Source organism: Glutamicibacter sp. 363 (genome assembly GCF_052379505.1).
In the GTDB taxonomy this organism is placed as follows: Bacteria; Actinomycetota; Actinomycetes; order Actinomycetales; family Micrococcaceae; genus Glutamicibacter.
Genome location: NZ_JBQSYR010000015.1, coordinates 14,316 through 32,924 on the forward strand (window position 1 = coordinate 14,316; position 18,609 = coordinate 32,924).

At 59.3% G+C, this 18,609-nt stretch carries 20 protein-coding genes and 1 tRNA gene; 13 read left to right on the top strand and 8 right to left on the bottom strand.

Features of this window, described 5'->3' with window-relative positions; all coding sequences use genetic code 11:
* Window positions 1-35: 35 nt before the first annotated feature.
* Window positions 36-692 carry a winged helix-turn-helix domain-containing protein gene (locus tag ACT3UA_RS10550; RefSeq protein WP_096283741.1) on the bottom strand — a complete coding sequence of 219 codons (657 nt, stop codon included), beginning with the start codon at window positions 690-692 and terminating at the stop codon, window positions 36-38.
* 128 nt (window positions 693-820) lie between these two features.
* On the opposite strand from ACT3UA_RS10550, the gene ACT3UA_RS10555 reads away from it, so the two are divergent.
* From ACT3UA_RS10555 to ygfZ, 3 genes are all read left to right on the top strand, one after another.
* Window positions 821-1,555 (top strand): hypothetical protein, encoded by a 735-nt coding sequence (locus tag ACT3UA_RS10555; protein WP_096283739.1) that lies wholly within the window; start codon window positions 821-823, stop codon window positions 1,553-1,555.
* 255 nt (window positions 1,556-1,810) lie between these two features.
* The gene (locus ACT3UA_RS10560) at window positions 1,811-2,425 is read left to right on the top strand and encodes an FABP family protein (protein WP_096283736.1); all 615 of its coding nucleotides are present in this window, start codon (window positions 1,811-1,813) and stop codon (window positions 2,423-2,425) included.
* Between the two features lies 1 nt (window position 2,426).
* Window positions 2,427-3,512: a CAF17-like 4Fe-4S cluster assembly/insertion protein YgfZ gene (ygfZ, locus tag ACT3UA_RS10565; RefSeq protein ID WP_176484080.1), complete on the top strand. Its 1,086-nt coding sequence runs from the start codon at window positions 2,427-2,429 to the stop codon at window positions 3,510-3,512.
* 74 nt (window positions 3,513-3,586) lie between these two features.
* Here ygfZ and ACT3UA_RS10570 read toward each other — a convergent pair whose 3' ends face one another.
* From ACT3UA_RS10570 to ACT3UA_RS10585, 4 genes are all read right to left on the bottom strand, one after another.
* Window positions 3,587-4,615, bottom strand: a complete 1,029-nt coding sequence (locus tag ACT3UA_RS10570) for a 6-phosphofructokinase (RefSeq protein WP_096283734.1) — start codon at window positions 4,613-4,615, stop codon at window positions 3,587-3,589.
* Window positions 4,616-4,846: 231 nt separating this feature from the next.
* On the bottom strand, window positions 4,847-5,089 hold the full coding sequence (locus ACT3UA_RS10575) for a PspC domain-containing protein (RefSeq protein WP_096283732.1): 243 nt from the start codon (window positions 5,087-5,089) through the stop codon (window positions 4,847-4,849).
* A 24-nt stretch (window positions 5,090-5,113) separates the two neighbouring features.
* Window positions 5,114-5,353 (bottom strand): hypothetical protein, encoded by a 240-nt coding sequence (locus tag ACT3UA_RS10580; protein WP_096283730.1) that lies wholly within the window; start codon window positions 5,351-5,353, stop codon window positions 5,114-5,116.
* A gap of 12 nt (window positions 5,354-5,365) precedes the next feature.
* A complete protein-coding gene (locus ACT3UA_RS10585) occupies window positions 5,366-6,697 on the bottom strand; it encodes a PspC domain-containing protein (protein WP_096283728.1) in 1,332 nt (443 codons plus the stop codon).
* 125 nt (window positions 6,698-6,822) lie between these two features.
* On the opposite strand from ACT3UA_RS10585, the gene ACT3UA_RS10590 reads away from it, so the two are divergent.
* Both ACT3UA_RS10590 and ACT3UA_RS10595 read left to right on the top strand, forming a co-directional pair.
* Window positions 6,823-8,091, top strand: a complete 1,269-nt coding sequence (locus tag ACT3UA_RS10590; RefSeq protein WP_444616362.1) for an ATP-binding protein — start codon at window positions 6,823-6,825, stop codon at window positions 8,089-8,091.
* Window positions 8,088-8,756 carry a LuxR C-terminal-related transcriptional regulator gene (locus ACT3UA_RS10595; RefSeq protein ID WP_096283724.1) on the top strand — a complete coding sequence of 223 codons (669 nt, stop codon included), beginning with the start codon at window positions 8,088-8,090 and terminating at the stop codon, window positions 8,754-8,756. Before ACT3UA_RS10590 ends, ACT3UA_RS10595 begins: the two co-directional genes overlap by 4 nt.
* 58 nt (window positions 8,757-8,814) lie before the next feature.
* Here the strand turns inward: ACT3UA_RS10595 and ACT3UA_RS10600 are convergent, their stop codons facing one another.
* Window positions 8,815-10,014, bottom strand: coding sequence for a pyridoxal phosphate-dependent aminotransferase (locus ACT3UA_RS10600; protein ID WP_444616365.1), 1,200 nt, complete (start codon window positions 10,012-10,014; stop codon window positions 8,815-8,817).
* Window positions 10,015-10,276: 262 nt separating this feature from the next.
* Here ACT3UA_RS10600 and ACT3UA_RS10605 point away from each other — a divergent pair.
* The 8 genes from ACT3UA_RS10605 (at window position 10,277) to ACT3UA_RS10640 (ending at window position 16,147) form a co-directional block, all read left to right on the top strand.
* A tRNA-Trp gene (locus ACT3UA_RS10605) sits at window positions 10,277-10,349 on the top strand.
* Window positions 10,350-10,468: 119 nt separating this feature from the next.
* Window positions 10,469-10,723, top strand: a complete 255-nt coding sequence (secE, locus tag ACT3UA_RS10610) for a preprotein translocase subunit SecE (RefSeq protein WP_096283720.1) — start codon at window positions 10,469-10,471, stop codon at window positions 10,721-10,723.
* A gap of 71 nt (window positions 10,724-10,794) precedes the next feature.
* A complete protein-coding gene (nusG, locus tag ACT3UA_RS10615) occupies window positions 10,795-11,682 on the top strand; it encodes a transcription termination/antitermination protein NusG (protein WP_096283718.1) in 888 nt (295 codons plus the stop codon).
* A gap of 128 nt (window positions 11,683-11,810) precedes the next feature.
* Window positions 11,811-12,242, top strand: a complete 432-nt coding sequence (gene rplK / locus ACT3UA_RS10620; RefSeq protein ID WP_096283716.1) for a 50S ribosomal protein L11 — start codon at window positions 11,811-11,813, stop codon at window positions 12,240-12,242.
* A gap of 135 nt (window positions 12,243-12,377) precedes the next feature.
* Window positions 12,378-13,079, top strand: coding sequence for a 50S ribosomal protein L1 (gene rplA, locus ACT3UA_RS10625; protein ID WP_096283714.1), 702 nt, complete (start codon window positions 12,378-12,380; stop codon window positions 13,077-13,079).
* A 765-nt stretch (window positions 13,080-13,844) separates the two neighbouring features.
* Window positions 13,845-14,366, top strand: coding sequence for a 50S ribosomal protein L10 (rplJ, locus tag ACT3UA_RS10630; RefSeq protein ID WP_096283712.1), 522 nt, complete (start codon window positions 13,845-13,847; stop codon window positions 14,364-14,366).
* 71 nt (window positions 14,367-14,437) lie between these two features.
* Window positions 14,438-14,812 carry a 50S ribosomal protein L7/L12 gene (gene rplL, locus ACT3UA_RS10635; RefSeq protein ID WP_096283710.1) on the top strand — a complete coding sequence of 125 codons (375 nt, stop codon included), beginning with the start codon at window positions 14,438-14,440 and terminating at the stop codon, window positions 14,810-14,812.
* A gap of 162 nt (window positions 14,813-14,974) precedes the next feature.
* Window positions 14,975-16,147: an acyltransferase family protein gene (locus ACT3UA_RS10640; RefSeq protein ID WP_444616369.1), complete on the top strand. Its 1,173-nt coding sequence runs from the start codon at window positions 14,975-14,977 to the stop codon at window positions 16,145-16,147.
* Here ACT3UA_RS10640 and ACT3UA_RS10645 read toward each other — a convergent pair.
* Window positions 16,101-16,598 carry an aminoacyl-tRNA deacylase gene (locus ACT3UA_RS10645; protein ID WP_096283706.1) on the bottom strand — a complete coding sequence of 166 codons (498 nt, stop codon included), beginning with the start codon at window positions 16,596-16,598 and terminating at the stop codon, window positions 16,101-16,103. The genes ACT3UA_RS10640 and ACT3UA_RS10645 overlap by 47 nt on opposite strands.
* A 251-nt stretch (window positions 16,599-16,849) precedes the next feature.
* On the bottom strand, window positions 16,850-18,295 hold the full coding sequence (locus ACT3UA_RS10650; RefSeq protein ID WP_444616371.1) for an amino acid permease: 1,446 nt from the start codon (window positions 18,293-18,295) through the stop codon (window positions 16,850-16,852).
* Window positions 18,296-18,609: the final 314 nt, after the last annotated feature.

Sequence of the window (18,609 nt, forward strand, 5' to 3'; positions counted from 1 at the left end):
GGTGATTCCGTGCAGCTACCAGTGGCGGAAGAAACTTAAACTTCGGTGTAGAAACGGTAGCCGACATTTCGCACGGTGCCGATCAGCTGTTCATGGTCGGTGCCGAGTTTGGCGCGCAAGCGACGCACGTGAACGTCGACGGTGCGCGTACCGCCGTAGTAGTCGTAGCCCCAGACTTCGTGGAGCAGCTGCTCACGGGTGAAGACGCGTCCGGGGAACTGCGAGAGGTACTTGAGCAGCTCGAATTCCTTGTAGGTCAGATCCAGCATGCGGCGATCGATCCGCGCGGTGTAGCTCAGCTCATCGATGGTCAGCCCGGAGGTGTTCTCCTGGACCACCACCTCCGGTGCGGCCGAAAGGATCAGCCGGATCCGGGCCTCGAGTTCACCCGGGACCGCGGTGGGCAAAATGAAGTCGGAGGCATGCCAAGCGGAATTCAAAACGCCCAGGCCGCCCTCGCCAATGACCAGCAGCAACGGTAAATTGACGGTAGAGTGGATGGTTTGCGCTAGGGCTCGCGCGGCAATCAGCTCGGTGCGCGCGTCGAGAATGACCGCTTCGGCCTCGCCGATTTGGCTCAGCGCCTCGGTGTTGGCCGGCAAGCAGCGGTTCTCGTGGAGCAGCAGTTCCAGTGCCGGAAGCACCTCGGCACCGGTGCTTGCATTATTACTCAGGAGCAGTAGGTGCGCCATGATGGAGTTCCTCCTGCCAGTGGTGTGCGAAAAAATCGTTTTTACGTGTCACAGTATAGAGAAAGAATCACTCAAAGTGCGCATGTGAACGAGCAAGTGCCCGGACTATTACCGATGGGAAATTTAGTTTGCGAATCAAGGTATTGATTAGTGGGCTGCTCGCCGCGGTCCTGTTGGCTGGCGCCGCCAGCCTCAGTTCGCTGAACTTTGCGATGGCGGCGGTCGCCGTGGTGCTGCAGCTAGTTTTTGCCTATACCTGGCCGCGGATGACGCGTTCGGAGACTCCCTGGACGATCAGCATCATCCTCGCGATTGCCGCCCTGGCCTCCACCGCGGCGACGCTCTTCATGCCAGGGGCCACGCAGACCTCGCATAGCGTTGAGGTCATTGCCGCCGGGGTGCTGATGATTTTCATTACGCAGGTCATGCGCGGTTCCACCGCCGATGGGCGGCTGGCCGGGGTGGTTTCGGGGATCACCGGTTTGGCCATCGTGGCGCAAGGCTCGGGATGGGCCGCCATGGGCCTTGGCGAGGGCGCACTGGGGATCACCGCATTCACCCTCATCGCGCTCGTTGGCGCCGGGGCGATCGCCATTACCCGGTTGCCGGACCGGATTACCTTCGTGCTTGCCCCCTTGATCGGCGGGGCGCTCGGGGCGGCGGCCAGCGCGTTGACCTTCGGCCCCACCTGGTACCAGGCGCTGGCCATTGGGGTGCTGGCGGGACTGCTGGTGGGCAGCCTGCGGGCGTTGGCGTTGTCCACCCGCAGCATCCGCACGCTATCCGGTGTGCTCGCCCTGGCTAGCGGGATCCTGATCCTGGCCGGAGCGATGAGCTGGTACGTGATGGCCCTGCTGAGCTAATCACGAAATGTGATGCCTGCTTCGTCACGAGTGTCGGAAATACCGAAGTGCTCGGGCTAAGATGTAGGCATGAATGAAAATTACCTTGCACTCGAAATTTTCTTCCTCGCCTTGCTGACCATTGCAGGTCTGGGCATGGCCGGATTCGCCGGACTTGTAGTAAAGCGTCTCTTCAAGGGGCAGAAGTAGAAGCAGCGCACACAAAAACGTGTGCGCTGTTTCCATTTAACCGGGCAACTTAGGAGCAGCTAGTCAATGGCTTTTGACATTCCCACGGACCTCATGCCGGAACTCGTACCCTTCTCGTGGCTCATCGGCAGCTGGGAAGGAAGCGGGCGTCTGGGCGAGGGGGAGGATGCGGACCCGCATTTTTGGCAGCAGGTCACCTTCCGTGAGGTAGGCACCCCGTATCTGGAATACCGCAGCGAAGCATGGCTTACCGAAGCCGATGGCACCAAGCTGCGGATCCTGGCCGTAGAAAGTGGTTTCTGGTCGCTGGATCGCGAGCAGCAGGACGCAGACGCGGGGCCAGGAATGACCCCGGGAGAGATCATCCCGGCCTTGCGCTCGGCCGACGACGTGCAGCAGCTGCACACCGCAGAGGGCTTCAAAATTCAGGCGCAGATCATGCAGCCTGGCGGGATCAGCGAACTCTACTACGGGCTGATCGACGGTCCGCGGGTGCAGCTGGCCACTGAAGCATTGCTGCGCAGCAAGAATGCCAAGCAGTACGCCTCCTCGACCCGGATGTACGGGCTTGTCGGCGGAGATCTATTTTGGCGTTGGGACGTGTCCTTGGGCAATCAAGACCTCAAGGCTCATGCCTCAGCCGCGCTGAAACGTGTTACTACAGAGGCGATGGATTCCTGACATGAGCGAAAATCAATATCGTTCGGTGCTGCTGGATCGTGCGGCAGCTATCGAGGCATCCGGGGCAGATGCCGGTGTGGCAGCGCATTATGGCGCGCCCACCCGCGAGGCCCGCAAGCTTTTCCAAGGCCAGGCGATTGCCGACCTGAGCCACCTTGACGTGCTGGAACTGCGTGGCGAGGACCGGCAGAGTTGGTTGAACACGCTCAGCAGCCAGTCGATCACCGGGCTGAAGCCGGGGGCCTCCAGCCAGGCGCTGCTGCTTTCGGTTCAGGGGCGAATCGAGCACGAGATGAAGGTGCTCATCGACACCGATCGGGTGCTGCTGATCGTCGAGCAGGGCCGCGCCGAGCCGCTGCGGGAATTCCTCGAATCGATGCGGTTCATGCTGCGGGTGGAACTGAAAAACCTTTCGAGCACCCACGGCGTGCTCGGTGCGGTGCGCGAGATTCCCAGCTGCAATGAGCTGGTGTGGCGCAATCCGTGGCCGCAGGTCAGCACCGGGGGATGGGCCTACTCGCGCGAGGACCACCCGGGTCTGGAGCGGCCGTGGTTCTTGCATGTTGTTGAACTTGAGCGCTTGGAAGAAGCCGTCGGCGAGGAAGAACTTGCCGGGAGTATGGCGGTGGAGTCCCTGCGCATCGCCGCCTGGGAGCCGCGCTTCGGTTTTGAGAATGATGACAAGACCATCCCGCATGAACTGGATTGGCTGCGCACCGCCGTGCACATGGACAAAGGCTGCTACAAGGGGCAGGAAACCGTGGCCCGGGTGCACAACATCGGCCACCCGCCGCGCCGCCTGGTATTCCTCGACCTCGACGGGTCGATGCACACCTTGCCGGCCGCCGGTTCGGAGATCAAGCTCGGTGAGCGCACCGTGGGCAAGCTGACCTCGGCCTCCCTGCACTTTGAAGCCGGACCGATTGCGTTGGGCGTGATCAAACGCAATGTGGACCCAGAGGCGGTGCTGAGCGTCGTGGACGGCGAGAGCGTCTACCCGGCCTCGCAGGAGGTCATCGTGGCCACGGACGCCGGACAGACCGCGGGCCGGTTCACTGGTTTCCTGCGGACCCCGCCCCCGGCCTGAGCAGCAAAACGCAACAGCGGTCCGGTACCTCCCGCGGGAGGTACCGGACCGCTGTTGTTTTGCCGGTGCGGAATTTAGCCGAAGAGGATCCGGGCCTCGTTGTAGCGGTCCATCGGAACCCGCTTGAGGTTGTTCAGCGCCGCGCGCAGCGGGACGCGGTTGACCTTGGTGCCGTGGATCGCGACCATGGTGCCCCAGGCCGCATCGGCCACCGAATTCACCGCGGCCATGCCAAGCCGCGTTGCCAGCACGCGGTCAAATGCGGTGGGCACTCCGCCGCGCTGGATGTGGCCCAGCACGGTGGCTCGGGTTTCGAGGCCGGTTTGCTCCTCGATCAGCGGGGCGAGCATTTCGCTGATTCCACCGAGCCGCGCCCGGCCGAAGGTATCCACCCCGCGCACCGAGAAGGCCTCGTCCAGGCCCTCGGGGACGAACCCCTCGGAGACCACGACCAGGGGTGCACGGCCGCGTTCGTGGGCTTCGCGCACCCACTGGTAGATCTCTTCCATGGTGGTGGACACCTCGGGGATGAGGATCGCATGGGCGCCGGAGGCCATGCCGGCGTGCATGGCGATCCAGCCGACGTGCCGGCCCATGACCTCGGCGATCATGCAGCGATGGTGCGAGTCCCCGGTAGTGCGCAGCCGGTCGATGGCCTCCACGGCGATCTGGTTTGCGGTGTCGAAACCGAAGGTGTAGTCGGTGGCGTCCAGGTCGTTGTCGATGGTCTTCGGGACGCCAACCACCGGCAGCCCGGCCTCGCACAGGCGCTGCGCGCCGGCGAGGGTCCCCTCGCCGCCGATCGCGATCAAGGCGTCGACATTATTCTGCTTCAGCGTGGCGGCGATATTCTCGGCTCCGCCGTTTTCTCCCTCGAACGCGTTGGTGCGCGAGGTGCCCAGAATGGTTCCGCCCTGTTTGGCGATACCGCGCACGGCGGTACGGGGAAGCTCGAAGAAGTCGCCTTCCTTGACCCCCTTCCAGCCGTCGCGGAAGCCGACAAATTCGTAGTCATAGCTTTTGATGCCATTGAGCACCGCACCGCGGATCACCGCGTTCAGTCCCGGGCAGTCGCCTCCCGAAGTCATGATTCCAATGCGCATTTACCCTCACTTAGTAAGTAGGGAAGACTTCGGATACACGGCGGGTTCCTTGCTGAATGCTGCTGCGGAGCGGGCCGGGTATCCGAGGAAAACCCTTCGGACTTCATTCGATTCCGCGCACCATTGAGCATCGAGTTCTCTAAGATTCTACGTGGTTAAAACCACAAGAGCGAGTTGTTTGCCACTTGGGGTAGCGAACAACCCGCTCTGTTTCGGAGATATTCCGGGGGGTTAGAACTTGCGCAGCAGTTTCTGCAGCACGATGCTGTCATCCTGGGCCGGAATCAGCAGCCAGGCCACGATGTACGCGCCGATGCCGATGACCGGCAGGAGGAAGGAGAGCAGCAGCCCGATGCGGACCAAGGTGACATCCCAGCCGAACTTATCCGCGATGCCGCCGGCAATTCCGGCAACCATGCGCGAGGGGCCGCGGCGCAGTGGGATCGAACGGATCTGATTGAAGAAGGTATCCATGAGTGCTCCTAAAAATGGTGGGTGCTAGTCGTTGTGGGAAGGTAGTTCGGTGTTCTTGCCGCTGGCCTTGCGTGCCGAGGAGATGCCCGCGAAGATCATCCCCACCCCGGCCAGGGCAACCAGCGCGATGAAGAACAAGGGGGTGTCGAAGTGCCAGTCGAAGAGGGTCCGGCTGAGCGTGGCAAGCGCGACCACGACCAGGATCAGGCCAAACACCAAGGTGCCGGCAGGAAATTTTGCTCCAGTTTGCTGATCAGAATTCATGCTGTCCGCTCCTTAGAACGTTGGGTTGTAGGTGTTGGTTCCGTCGCTTGAGTACTCCGGATCGTACCCGGAGAATACCCCATTGATCACTACCGTCAGCGTGGGTGCATCTGCGTCGAAGCCGCCCGCCGGCTGCGAGTTGTTTTCGTTCAGCGAGGAGAGGAACAGCCCGTCGGCCTGGATCTGCACCGGAATGTTCGAGGGCAGTTCGAGATCTACCTTGGAGAAGACCGATGAGACCTCCACCGTCGTCGGCTCGGTGATGGTGGATAGGTGGCGCAGGTCCACCGTTGTTTTGCTGAACACCGAGCTGTACTGGTTTGAATCCGTGGCCACACCGACCGTTTCGCCCTGCGTGCCGCGCAAATCGTTGCCGCCGAAGATCACCGTGAGTACCAGCAATGGAATGGCCAGTCCGAGCAGCCCGCCGCTGGTGCGGTGCGCGAGGGAGGCGAAGACCAGCGCCAAGCCGACCACGAACAAGCCGATGGCAAAGGCCGCGCCCCAGCCATTGCCCGGCAGCGCGATCGCCCCGAGATAATCCGCGGCGAGCACCAAGGACACCACCAGGATCGTGAGGCCCACGATGATGGTGGCAACCCAGCCGGGAACCGGGGGAGCATTGCGCAGCCTATTATTCGTCCTGGGCAAATGCGGATCCCGCCCGTGGTCCTGCGGGATATGGCCGAAGCCGCGAGGTTCGGGGTCCATGGAGTCCTCCTCGGAGTCTGCGTTGCTCTGGTTGGTGTGCGAGTGCGTGGTTTCTGGAGTGCGCAGCGGCTTCGTCGCCGCCGGGAACTGATCGGGATCAACGGGTGCCTGCGTGCTGAAGGACTGGGCACGCTGCGCGCGCCAAGGCTTTTCAACGTCCGTGCCGGGTGCCGGATCGCTGGACGTTGGCGTGCGGCGGGGTTTGGAGGTGCCGGCAAACTTGGTGTCGCGTCGGCTGAAGATCACGAAGAGAATTCCGGCGACCACCAGCAGCGGCCACAGGATCGGGGCCACGGTGCTCAGCAGCCAGGGGGCGAGGAAGAAGCCGATGAGCAAAAATACCAGGGCCCCGGTGAGCGCGCTGGTCCAGTCCTTGCCGTGCACCGCCCGCTCCAAGGGGATCGTGCCCTTGGGGCCGGGCAAGAGCCCCCAAGCCAGCCCGTAAACCAGGAAGCCGGTTCCGCCGAGCAAACTCAACGCGACGAATACCCCGCGCACCAGCACCACATCGATGCTGAACCGCTGTGCGATGCCCGCCGCAACACCGCCCAGCCACTGGGAGTCTTGCCGTTCGATGCCAATTTTGCGTAATTGGTCGAAAACGTTGCTGCGCGGAGAGTTCTCGTTGTCCATGTTTAAATCATCTCCGGTGTGCGTGCTTAGCGCTATGAGGGGCTACCCTGATTCTTCCCTAGGGGCCGCCCTGACTTCCGGCATCGACCCGGTTTTCTGCCCGGGAACGTGCTTGACTTGTCAGTATGGAACGAACCGAGCAGCGAAATCAGATCGTACGCAGTGAGTCCCGGCTGATCGCCGGGGTGTGCGGCGGCCTCGCTGTGCACCTTGGCATACCGGTGAACTACCTGCGTATCGGGTTCTTGGGACTTACCGCCCTGGGCGGGGCCGGCGTATTGCTCTATGCCTGGCTGTGGGTGTTCACCCCCAGCGCCGAAGAATCCAAGGCCGGAGCGCTGCGCTCCCGGGGTACCGGGCCGCGCACGCTCGCGGAGGAAATGGGCCGGGTGCAGCAGGGAATATTTTCCCCGCGCGAGATGAGCGAAAAGCTATCCTCCTGGCGCGAAACCCTCATCGGAGCCGCCTTGCTGCTGGTGGCGCTGCTGGCGCTGGGGCAGTGGCTCGGGCTGAATATCCGCTGGGATCTGATTTGGCCCAGCTTAGGCATCATCGCCGGCGTGCTGCTCGCCTGGCTGCAGGTCGATGGGCAGCACCTCGACGGTGACCGCAAGGCCAAGGCGCTCGTCTTCGGGCGGTTGATTCTGGGCCTGCTGCTCGCCATCGGCGGGCTGCTGGCGATTCTCAGCGGGAGCGTGAGCACCTCCGATATGCTCGGCGGGATGTGGGCGGCGCTGGCGATCATCACCGGCGCGGTGGTGGTGCTGCTGCCCTGGGGTGCCAGGTTGTGGCGCGACTACCTTTCGGAGAGAAGCAATCGGCAGGCCGCCGCGCAGCGCGCAGACTTTGCCGCGCATCTGCACGACTCGGTGCTGCAGACGCTGGCCGTGATCCAAAAACGCAGCGATGACCCGGCAGCGGTGCGAACCCTGGCGCGCGTGCAGGAACGCGAACTGCGCGCCTGGCTCTATGAGACCGAAGAGCTCGATGAGAAAGACGTGGTCGTGGAAATCCAGGCCGAGGCCGACAATGTAGAGAAATTGATGCTGCGGGATGTCGATGTGATTACCGTCGGAAATGCCAGGGGTTTCGACGGACAGCAGTCGCTCGTGGCGGCGAGCCGGGAAGCGATGATGAATGCCGCAAAACATGCCGAGGGAAGAATCTCGGTGTTTGTCGAATGCAGCGAGCTGCTCATCGAGGTGTTCATCCGGGATCGCGGAAGGGGATTCGACGTAGACGGCATCGACAGGGACCGGTATGGGGTGCGCGAATCGATTATCGGACGGATGCAGCGGGCCGGCGGGCAGGCAGCTATTCGCAGCGGCGAGACGGGCACCGAAGTAGAGTTGAAAATGCCAAGGAACAGCAGTCAGGAAGATACGGAATCATGAGTAGCGAACAGCAGAACTTCACGGTGGTGTTGGTAGACGACCATGGAATCTTCCGCTCCGGGCTCCGCGCGGATCTCGGTGAGGACCTGCGCATTGTCGGTGAGGCGGGGTCCGTTGAACAGGCTATCGAAGTCATCGAAAGCCAGCGGCCGGACGTGGTCCTGCTCGACGTGCACCTGCCCGGCGGACGCGGCGGCGGGGGCGCGGAGGTCTTGCGCGGTTGCGCGCACCTGTTGGGAACCACCAAGTTCCTGGCGCTGAGCGTTTCGGATTCGGCGCAGGACGTGGTCACGGTGATTCGGGCCGGGGCCCGGGGCTACGTGACCAAGAGCATTTCCGGAGCCGAAATCTCGGACGCGGTGCGCCGGGTGGCCGGGGGAGATGCGGTGTTCTCGCCACGGCTGGCGGGCTTTGTGCTGGACGCATTCGGCGGTGCAAAAGTGGCCGAATCGACCGGCATCGACGAGGAACTGGATCTGCTCTCGGACCGGGAACTGCAGGTGATGCGCCTGATCGCCCGCGGCTACAGCTACAAGGAGGTGGCCAAGGAGCTGTTCATCTCGGTGAAAACCGTGGAATCGCATGTCTCAAACGTGCTGCGCAAATTGCAGCTCTCGAATCGCCATGAACTCACGCGCTGGGCGGTGGACCGGAAGATCCTCTAGGCGTTAACGAGTGCGGGCCCGATCCGGTGGATCGGGCCCGCAATGTCCGGATGCCGCTCTACTCGGCTTCGCCCAGCAACCGGGCCATCCGCGAGACGCCCTCGGCCAGGTCTGCATCGCCCAGCGCATAGGACATGCGGATATAGCCCGAGGGGCCAAAGGCTTCGCCCGGTACAACCGCGACTTCCGCCTGCTCCAGGATGAACGCGGCCAGCTCGGCGCTGGTGTTGTTCACAACGCCGCGGATCTTCTTGCCCAGCAGCCCGCGCACGTCCGAGTAGGCGTAGAAGGCACCTTCAGGCATCGGGCAGTGCAACCCGTCGATGGCGTTCAAGCCCTCGACGATGGCCAGCCGGCGGCGGTTGAAGGCGACCTTCATCTCCTCGACGGCATCCAAGGGGCCGGCCACGGCGGCCAAGGCGGCACGCTGGGACACATTGGCCACGTTCGAGGTCGCATGGGACTGCAGGTTGGTGGCAGCCTTGATGACGTCCAGTGGGCCGGCCATCCAGCCCACACGCCAACCGGTCATGGCGTAGGTCTTGGCCACGCCGTTGAGGATGACCACCCGGTCTTCGAGCTCCGGAACCAGCGTTGCAATGGAGCTGAAGGAGGCGTCCCCATAGGTCAGGTGTTCGTAGATCTCATCGGTGACTACCCACAAGCCCTTTTCGGCCGCCCAGCGGCCGATTTCCATGATCTGCTCTGCCGTATAAACCGCGCCGGTAGGGTTCGAGGGGGAAACGAAGAGCAAGACCTTGGTACGCTCGGTCAGCACGGACTCAAGCTGCTCGACGGTGACCTTATAGCCCTGCTCGGGGCCGGCGAAGACGGATACGGGCACCCCGCCCGCCAGCTGCACCGACTCCGGGTAGGTGGTCCAGTAAGGAGCCGGAATGATGACTTCGTCTCCCGGGTCAAGCAGTGCGGCAAAGGTGTTGTAGACCGCCTGCTTGCCGCCGTTGGTCACCAGCACCTGCGCGCCAGCCAGCTCGTATCCGGAGTGGCGCAGCGTCTTTTCGGCAATCGCTTCGCGCAGTTCAGGCAGGCCCGCCGCGGGGGAGTACCGGTGGTTCTTCGGATCCTGGGCGGCCTTGACCGCTGCCTCGACGATGTAATCCGGTGTTGGGAAGTCCGGCTCGCCGGCGCCGAAGCCGATGACTGGACGACCGGCGGCCTTGAGCGCTTTCGCCTTGGCATCAACCGCTAGCGTTGCGGACTCGGAAATGGCGCCGATGCGGCGTGAAATTCTAGACATAGAAAATGCATCCTGACGGTTACGTAAGCTGCTGTTAGTTCCAATCCTAGTTCCCAGTATTTGCCGATGCTCAGTGAAATTGAAAAATGACACCAAGTGGTCACTAACTGGTGGTCAGAATGCGGTGTGCGACACACAGGGTGCAGTCAGTTCGACATTTGCTAATTCGTTGCGTAAAGTTATTTCTCGTTGCTGAGACATCGCAACCGACATGGAAAAGTCCTGATCGGCTAAGATGTTCTCAGTAAGAGCGGTAGCTCAAAGGGTAGTGGCGCAATTGGTAGCGCAGCGGTCTCCAAAACCGCAGGTTGCAGGTTCGAGTCCTGTCTGCCCTGCGCAGTAGCGATGGTAATAATCGCACAGCGAATCTCAAATCACGGTGTGTTGTGGTCGGTCAGGCTGCGGCGCACCGTGATTGTTTCAACTGGCCAAAAAAATTGAAACGAGGATCAGGTTGAGCGAATCAGCTGCCGTAAACTCCGGAAATGGTGAGAAGGCAAAGAAGGGCTTCTTCGGACGCATCTTCCTATTCCTGCGCCAGGTAATTTCAGAACTGAAGAAGGTCGTTACCCCAACGCGTAGCGAGCTCATCAATTACACGCTGGTTGTAATCGGTTTTGTTTGCGTCGTTATGCTGATCGTTACGATCCTTGACTTCGTACTGGGCCAAGGCTCGATCCTCCTGTTCACCAATCAGCCAGAACAGTAATTTATTTGCCGCGGCGGTATAATCGCCCGCAGGTAGTAGATGTCATTCAGTCAAAGAAAGCAGGAGCTGCAGTGTCCGACAAGGAACTCGAACCGCAGATTAATGACGAGGTCGAAAACGAGTTCGTTGAAGCTGATGGCGCGCAGGTAGAAACCGCCGCCGAGGTTGCAACCGACGAGACCGAAGCTCCAGCCGTTGTTGCTGAAGAAGCCGTTCAGGGCGAAGCCGACGAAGATGAAGCTGCTGAAGCAGACGTTCAAGATGTAGCCGACGAAGACGAAGCCGCTGAAGACGTCGAGGATGAAGCCGACGAGGACGAAACCGCTGAAGCAGACGACGTCGACGTTGTCGCCGCGCTCAAGGAAGAATTCCGCTCGAAGCTGCGTCGCCAGCCGGGTGACTGGTTCGTCATTCACACCTACGCAGGTTACGAAAACCGCGTGAAGCTGAACCTCGAGACTCGTATCCAGACCCAGGACATGGACGATTTCATCTATGAAATCCAGGTTCCGATGGAAGAGGTCGTTGAGGTCAAGAACACTCAGCGTAAGATCGTTCGCCGTGTGCGCATCCCGGGCTACGTCCTGGTCCGCATGGAACTGACCGACGCTTCCTGGGGTGTCGTTCGACACACGCCAGGTGTCACCGGATTCGTTGGAAACGCTCATGATCCCAACCCGCTGAACCTCGACGAAGTGTTCTCCATGCTGGAGCACACCGTGGTGGATCCGGTCGAGCAGCCATCGGCTTCCAAGCCGGGACGCTCGCCAATCACCGAAGTCACCGTCGATTTCGAAGTTGGCGAATCGGTTACCGTCAACGATGGTCCGTTCGAGACCATGCCGGCGACGATCTCGGAAATCAAGCTGGAATCGGCACAGCTGGTAGTCCTCGTTTCGATCTTCGAACGCGAGACCCCAGTGACCTTGAACTTCAACCAGGTCACCAAGATCCAGTAGTATTAAGTCTTCGTGCCCCATTCCGTTTGCTTTACGGGGTGAGGGCACGTCCGGCTGTCGCGCCACGACGGCCACAACCCGCAGCACGCTCCTGTGTTGTGGGAACTGCAAGAGTATAAGGACCCGACATGGCCCCAAAGAAAAAGGTCACCGGACTCATCAAGCTGCAGATCCAGGCAGGCGCCGCTAACCCGGCTCCGCCAATTGGTCCTGCACTTGGCCAGCACGGCGTCAACATCATGGAATTCTGCAAGGCTTACAACGCAGCGACCGAGTCGCAGCGCGGTAACGTTGTACCAGTTGAAATCACCGTGTATGAAGACCGTTCATTCACCTTCATCACCAAGACCCCTCCAGCAGCAGAGCTGATCAAGAAGGCTGCTGGCGTTGCCAAGGGTTCAGCTACCCCGCACACCGTCAAGGTTGCCAAGCTGTCCCAGGCTCAGGTTGAAGAAATCGCCACCACCAAGATGGCTGACCTCAACGCCAACGACTTGGCTGCCGCCTCGTTGATCATCGCCGGTACCGCCCGTTCCATGGGCATCACCGTCGAAGGCTAATTTTTAGCTTTTCGTAGTTCACTTCGGTGACTGCAACAAAGAATTTAATCTAAGGCGAGCAGGGAACACCCTGTCCGCCCGTGGCAGGACCGGGCGCGGTCCATATGACCACGACTGCATAAGGAGATAACGCAGATGGCAAAGCGCAGCAAAGCATACGTAGCCGCCGCGGCCAAGATCGTGGCTGACAAGTTCTACGATCCAACCGAGGCAATTGTCCTGGCTAAGGAAATCGCAGGCGAAAAGACTAACTCCACCGTTGAGGTAGCTTTCCGTTTGAGCGTTGACCCACGCAAGGCTGACCAGATGGTTCGCGGTACCGTGAACCTTCCACACGGTACCGGTAAGACCGCCCGCGTGGTTGTCTTCGCCAATGGCGACAAGGCCGAAGCTGCAATCGCAGCCGGCGCCGACTTCGTCGGCTCGGACGACCTGATCGAAAAGATCCAGGGCGGCTGGACCGACTTCGACTCGGCCGTAGCAACCCCAGACCTCATGGGTAAGGTTGGCCGCTTGGGTAAGATCTTGGGTCCTCGTAACCTGATGCCAAACCCTAAGACCGGCACCGTGACCATGGATGTCGCCAAGGCTGTTAATGACATCAAGGGTGGCAAGATCGACTTCCGCGTCGACAAGCACGCCAACCTTCACTTCATCATCGGCAAGGCTTCGTTCGAAGCCAAGCAGCTGACCGAGAACTACGCAGCAGCTCTGGAAGAAGTGCTTCGCTTGAAGCCTTCCTCCTCGAAGGGCCGCTACATCTCGAAGGCAACCGTTTCGACCACCTTCGGTCCAGGTATCCCTGTTGATTCGAACGTAACTCGCGTCGAGGCCTAAAGCCCAACGAGCGCTAAAACCGCGGGACAGACCAGAGAGATCTGGTCTGTCCCGCGGTTTTTGTTTTCCCACTCCTCGATTACCTGGCACAGGCTAACCAATCGTCTGCAGGCCTAGTCAAGAGCTTGTTCGACGTCCGCGCCTGGCTAGCTGCAACGGTGGTGGCGGTAGCGTAAATCGCTCACGGTTCGTTCTGCTGCTTTGCAACCAGACTGCTAGCGATACCCGTGCTGACTAGAGGATAATCATCTGGAGAAAGCTTCTGGACGCCAAAGATGTGAATTTTCTGAACTGCAGCCGTTATCTACCTGTGATCTGTTCCGTTGCCGCAATGAGTAGTGATAGGCTTAAATCACCGACTTGATCGGCGGTTTCTACATGGGCCCCCCAAGACCATGTAGAAGCTGGATGCGGAAGTTTCCCCAAAACTTTTGTGTCGACAAGTAGCCTGTTGCCAGCGTCCCCCAAGTGCTGGCTTCAGGCCTTGTCACTTTAACGGCCATCTAGTGATTCGAATCATGCGCGCCGTGGCGCCATTGGATTTGGAAGATCCTGCGGTGGCCGTTTAGACTAGAGATACCGAAGACCGTCGGCCGAGTGCGTGCTTGCACAAACTCCTAAGAGCTCGAAAGATCGGCCAACGCAGGTTTCATAGATTTATTTTGACTTGAATTAGTTGAAATGCCCTGTGCTCCTGCGCGGGGCCTTTTTTATGGGCTCCGCCGGTTATGAAACGGTACCGAACAAATCCCCGGAAGGAGTGTTATGGCAACGCCTACCAAGACTGTAGCGATTGAAGAAATCACTGCAGACTTCAAGGAATCAACTGCGGCTGTCTTGACTGAATACCGTGGGCTTACCGTTGCACAGCTCAAGGAACTTCGCCGCTCACTTGGTCAGGAGACCAAGTACACGGTTGTGAAGAACACCTTGACCGCTATCGCAGCGAAGGAAGTTGGCATCGATGCATTCGATGGTCAGCTTTCCGGTCCGACTGCAATCGCCTTCATTAAGGGTGACGCAGTTGCTGCCGCAAAGAGCCTCACGGAATTTGCCAAGGCTAACGAGAAGCTTGTCGTCAAGTCCGGCTTCTTCGAGGGCAAGGCCCTTGATCATGCTGGCATCGCTGCTTTGGCAGCTTTGGAATCCCGCGAAACTCAGCTCACTCGCGTTGCTGCAGTACTGCAGGCTCCGGCCGCCGCAGCTGTACGCGTGGTGGACGCTTTGCGTCTGAAGCTAGAAGAGGACGGCGGCGCTGCTGCCGAGGAAGCTCCGGCAGAAGCCTAAGCTTTCGCGACTCTCTCGCATCGTAAACCCAATTCATAGGCCCCAGGGCCAAAATCGAAAGGACGCCGACCATGGCGAAGCTCAGCACTGAAGAGCTGCTTTCAGCATTCAAGGAAATGACCATCATCGAGCTCTCCGAGTTCGTGAAGGAATTCGAGGAGACCTTCGAGGTTTCCGCAGCTGCTGTTGCAGTTGCAGGCCCAGCAGCCGGTGGCGAAGCCGCAGCTGAAGAGCAGACCGAATTCGACGTTATCCTCGAGTCGGCTGGCGACAAGAAGATTGCAGTCATCAAGGAAGTCCGTGGTTTGACTTCCCTCGGCCTGAAGGAAGCCAAGGAGCTCGTTGACGCTGCTCCAAAGGCTGTTCTTGAAGGTGCCGCAAAGGACGCTGCCGAGAAGGCAAAGGAAGCTCTCGAAGCTGCCGGCGCAACCGTCTCGGTTAAGTAGTAAGTTCAGCGGTCACTCGCAACTTATTACCAAAGGGTTCATGGACTTCGTGTCCATGGGCCCTTTGGTCGTTAACGGGGCAAAATCTCGTGCCACAACTTTATAAGTTTATAACGTTTCTATTAACAGGGTTTATTCAAGTTCATTGTTTACAGTGAATATGTGTCAAAAACTGAAACGCAGGAATCCAAGAAGTCGGGTGCACGGCTAGGCTTGCTAGACGGGCTGCGTATTAGTGCCGCCCTGATCGTCGTGCTCTACCACTACACCACCTGGGGGCATAGCCACTGGGGCGTCAAAGCACCAGATGCGTGGCCGGTGTTGTCGGAGTTCACTCGGTACGGATCGATCGGCGTACAACTTTTCTTCCTGATCTCTGGATTCGTGATCCTGATGTCCGTTCAGGGGAAAAGCATAATCCACTTCATCGGATCAAGACTTGGCCGGCTGTATCCGGCTTATTGGCTGGCAGTGATCGCGGCGGCGATTCTGACCTTTAAAATCTGGCCGGCCGAGAAGGACGGACGCAGCGGCGGGGATATCGTCCCGAACCTCACCATGGTCCAGCAGGGTATGGGGGTCCGGGATCTCGACGGCGTCTACTGGACGCTGTGGGTGGAATTCCGTTTCTACGTATTGCTCGGATTGCTGCTGGTATTGGGACTGGTGAAGACCAAAAACATCATGTGGCTGGCGTTCATCTGGCCGGCTCTGGGAATCCTCTTGCATGTGGCGGAGATGCCTAAGATGCAAGATTGGTTTGCCGGTCAGTACGCGGCTCAGTTTGCCGCGGGCATGGTCTTGTTCCTGATCTATCAGAACGGCCATACCCTCGGACGCTGGGCCCTAGTGGCTTTCAACACCGTAGTATCTGCCTACTTCACGGGCCTCAAGGGGAGCTTCGACAGCGACTTCCTTTCCGGCTTGACCGTGCCGTCCTGGCATTTCTCGGTACTGGCGGTGCTGTGTGTGGCGTTGCTGGCGCTCTGCGTACTCACTCCATTGAAGTACGTTCAGGCTCGTTGGCTAGTCGTGGCAGGATCGCTGACCTACCCTCTGTACCTGTTCCACCAGCTCTGGGGCTGGTGGATCATTGACTCGCTGAGCGCCAGCGTGAACAAATATGTGCTGCTCGTCTTGACCATAAGTCTCATGCTGATCGTGGCCTACCTCGTTGCTCGCTTCGTGGAGAAGCCCGTGGGCCTTTGGCTGCGCAATGAATCAATCAAGTCGCTCACCGCACTCAACGGTTGGGCCAAGAAGCTTCCGCTACCAGAGGCCATAGCTGCTAGTCGGGAACGGAAATATCAGCAATCGTGGCATCAAAGCCGGTAACCAAATCGCGCGGATGAACGAGCAAGCCGTGCTCGGGTTCACCGCAGCCCAACGCGATGACTTCCGGAACAGGTTCTTGGAAGACACTGGAATCAATGTAGAGCGGCAAGACCGTGTGCGAACCAAACGGAGTGATGGTTCCATGGACATAACGGGTAACGTCATAAGCTATATCCGCCTCTGGCAGGGAAAGCTTGTTGACTCCAACCTCGGCCCGCAGCTTTGGCCAGCTCAATTTGCGACCACCTGGGATCAGCGCAAATAAATACGTGTCGTCGGAACGCTTGATGACTAGCGTTTTGAGCAGATGCGCGGGAATGACGCCCAGCAATTTAGCGGCTTCTTCCAGCGAGGAAGCAGCTTCACGCGGCACTATTTCAATCGAGATATCCCGGCGCGAAGCATCGAGGCTGACACGGGTGAGAGCTTCATTGACCTTTGACTGATTCATGTTCTTCACTCCTGATTGTTCATTGCTGTTCTCTGGCGGGTTAGAGTTCGAGCGGTAACTGCGGCGTTCAGTGCCAGAATCTGGTCGTGTAACCCTACCGCTTTCTTCTCGAAGAGCTTTATCCTTTCCCCGAGGCTAGCTCATATTCATCACGATTTGGAGACATGGGGCGCATAAACGATGGGTACTAGCCAAAACAGCGAGCGGCGGGAGTCCCGCTGCTCGCTGTTTTGGCCTCGTGAAAATTTCGATTAGCTATGCACGTCCTGCGTTTCCAACGGATCGCCCTGCTTTTGATTACCGTCATAGTCATCGGTGCCGCCGGCCGGTACGGCTTTGCCTCGCACGAAGAACCAATAGCAAATTGCCAAGAGGGCTATCCACGCGACGCCTGTGAGCAAAGCGCTGCGAGTCTGCGGAACGATACCAATCATGATGATAACGAAGACCATGAACGCTACGGCAACGTAGCTTCCCAACGGCCACAACGGCACCGGGAAAGCCGAGGGTGCAAGATTGTCGCGCATGATCTTGCGTTTCATCGCGACATGCGAAATCAGGATCATTAACCAAACCACGACCGTCGCGAAGGTGGCGAGGGCTGCGATCAAGAAGAATATCTGGTCCTTGAACCAAATGTTGAGCAGAACGCCGATCAGCAATGCACCGATCATTGACATTGACGTCACCCAGGGGACCCCGTTGGCGGTGGTCTTGGTAAATACTTGCGGTGCCTGTCCAAGCCGCGCCATCCCGTGGATCATGCGACCGGCACCGAATATATCCGCGTTAATTGCCGACAAGGCCGCGGTAATCACAACGAAGTTCAAAACGTGAGCCGCTGAGGAGAGCCCGATGCTTGAGAAAATCGAGACGAAGGGGCTTTCCTCCCCATTGATCGTATTCCAAGGCTGGATGCTCATGATGACGCCCAGGGTCAGCACGTAAAACAGCAGAATGCGTACGGGCACCGAATTGACCGCCTGCGGGATGACCTTTCGAGGATTCTGCGCTTCTCCGGCGGTAATGCCAATAACCTCGGTGCCACCGAAAGCGAACATCACAATGGTGAAGGACATCAGTACGCCCCAGATGCCCTGCGGCATGAATCCGTCGTGTGCGAAGAGATTTGAGATTCCGGCGGCGTCTTCGCTTTGATTGCCGAGCCCGAAGAGGATGACCAAGACTCCGCCGACGATCATCGCGATGATCGCGACCACCTTGATCAGCGAAAACCAGAATTCCAGCTCGCCAAAAACCTTGACCGAGAGCAGATTCACCGCTGCAATGAAGAAGACCACCGCGAGGACCCAGATCCAGCGTTCAACGTTGGGGAACCAGAAGCCCATATACACGCCAAAGGCTGTCACATCCGCCAAGGCCACGACGAACATCTCGAAGGTGTAGGTCCATCCGGTGGCGAAGCCGGCAAAACGTCCGACATACGTAGATGCGTAGCTGCCGAAGGACCCCGAGACCGGATTGCGAACCGCCATCTCGCCCAGCGCCCGCATGACCATGAAGACCACGGCGCCACCAACAAGATAAGCGAGCAGTACTGCCGGTCCAGCCATTTGTATGGCGCCTGCCGAGCCGTAAAACAGTCCCGTTCCAATTGCTGATCCTAGGGCAATGAATCGTATATGCCGAGTGCTCAAGCCTCGTTTGAGGCTCTGGGCTGGTTGACTGGTTCTCACTGCTCTCCTTGGAAAACTAGGGGATTCGAGCGGGAGCTGGAATATCGAATTCCTCGGCGTCCCCGTCGAGCTACCTGTCTATGTAATCGTGATCACAGGGTTGGTAGTAGGGACTTTTTAGATCAGCAGTCCGGAATTTCAGACGACACCAGGTTAAGCGTTTGTCGTTGCCGAAAGAGTGCGTCAGGCCAGAATTGCGACGCAAGTCGATACCGAGAACATAGTCTCCATGGACGTGCAAGAGCGGGGGAGCGGTCTTCCGGATAATTAATAAAGATTCGCAGGCGAAGCGCATGGGCCGCGAGAGTGGCTAA

Excerpts from the sequence above, each read along its gene's own strand:
- ACT3UA_RS10585 (WP_096283728.1), bottom strand. The coding sequence starts at position 6,697 with ATGGACAACGAGAACTCTCCGCGCAGCAACGTTTTCGACCAATTACGC.
- rplA (WP_096283714.1), top strand. The coding sequence starts at position 12,378 with ATGGCAAAGCGCAGCAAAGCATACGTAGCCGCCGCGGCCAAGATCGTG.
- ACT3UA_RS10575 (WP_096283732.1), bottom strand. The coding sequence starts at position 5,089 with ATGGATACCTTCTTCAATCAGATCCGTTCGATCCCACTGCGCCGCGGC.
- rplL (WP_096283710.1), top strand. The coding sequence starts at position 14,438 with ATGGCGAAGCTCAGCACTGAAGAGCTGCTTTCAGCATTCAAGGAAATG.
- rplK (WP_096283716.1), top strand. The coding sequence starts at position 11,811 with ATGGCCCCAAAGAAAAAGGTCACCGGACTCATCAAGCTGCAGATCCAG.
- ACT3UA_RS10550 (WP_096283741.1), bottom strand. The coding sequence starts at position 692 with ATGGCGCACCTACTGCTCCTGAGTAATAATGCAAGCACCGGTGCCGAG.
- rplJ (WP_096283712.1), top strand. The coding sequence starts at position 13,845 with ATGGCAACGCCTACCAAGACTGTAGCGATTGAAGAAATCACTGCAGAC.
- ACT3UA_RS10600 (WP_444616365.1), bottom strand. The coding sequence starts at position 10,014 with ATGTCTAGAATTTCACGCCGCATCGGCGCCATTTCCGAGTCCGCAACG.
- ACT3UA_RS10580 (WP_096283730.1), bottom strand. The coding sequence starts at position 5,353 with ATGAATTCTGATCAGCAAACTGGAGCAAAATTTCCTGCCGGCACCTTG.
- ACT3UA_RS10560 (WP_096283736.1), top strand. The coding sequence starts at position 1,811 with ATGGCTTTTGACATTCCCACGGACCTCATGCCGGAACTCGTACCCTTC.
- ACT3UA_RS10570 (WP_096283734.1), bottom strand. The coding sequence starts at position 4,615 with ATGCGCATTGGAATCATGACTTCGGGAGGCGACTGCCCGGGACTGAAC.
- ygfZ (WP_176484080.1), top strand. The coding sequence starts at position 2,427 with ATGAGCGAAAATCAATATCGTTCGGTGCTGCTGGATCGTGCGGCAGCT.
- ACT3UA_RS10590 (WP_444616362.1), top strand. The coding sequence starts at position 6,823 with ATGGAACGAACCGAGCAGCGAAATCAGATCGTACGCAGTGAGTCCCGG.
- ACT3UA_RS10595 (WP_096283724.1), top strand. The coding sequence starts at position 8,088 with ATGAGTAGCGAACAGCAGAACTTCACGGTGGTGTTGGTAGACGACCAT.
- ACT3UA_RS10645 (WP_096283706.1), bottom strand. The coding sequence starts at position 16,598 with ATGAATCAGTCAAAGGTCAATGAAGCTCTCACCCGTGTCAGCCTCGAT.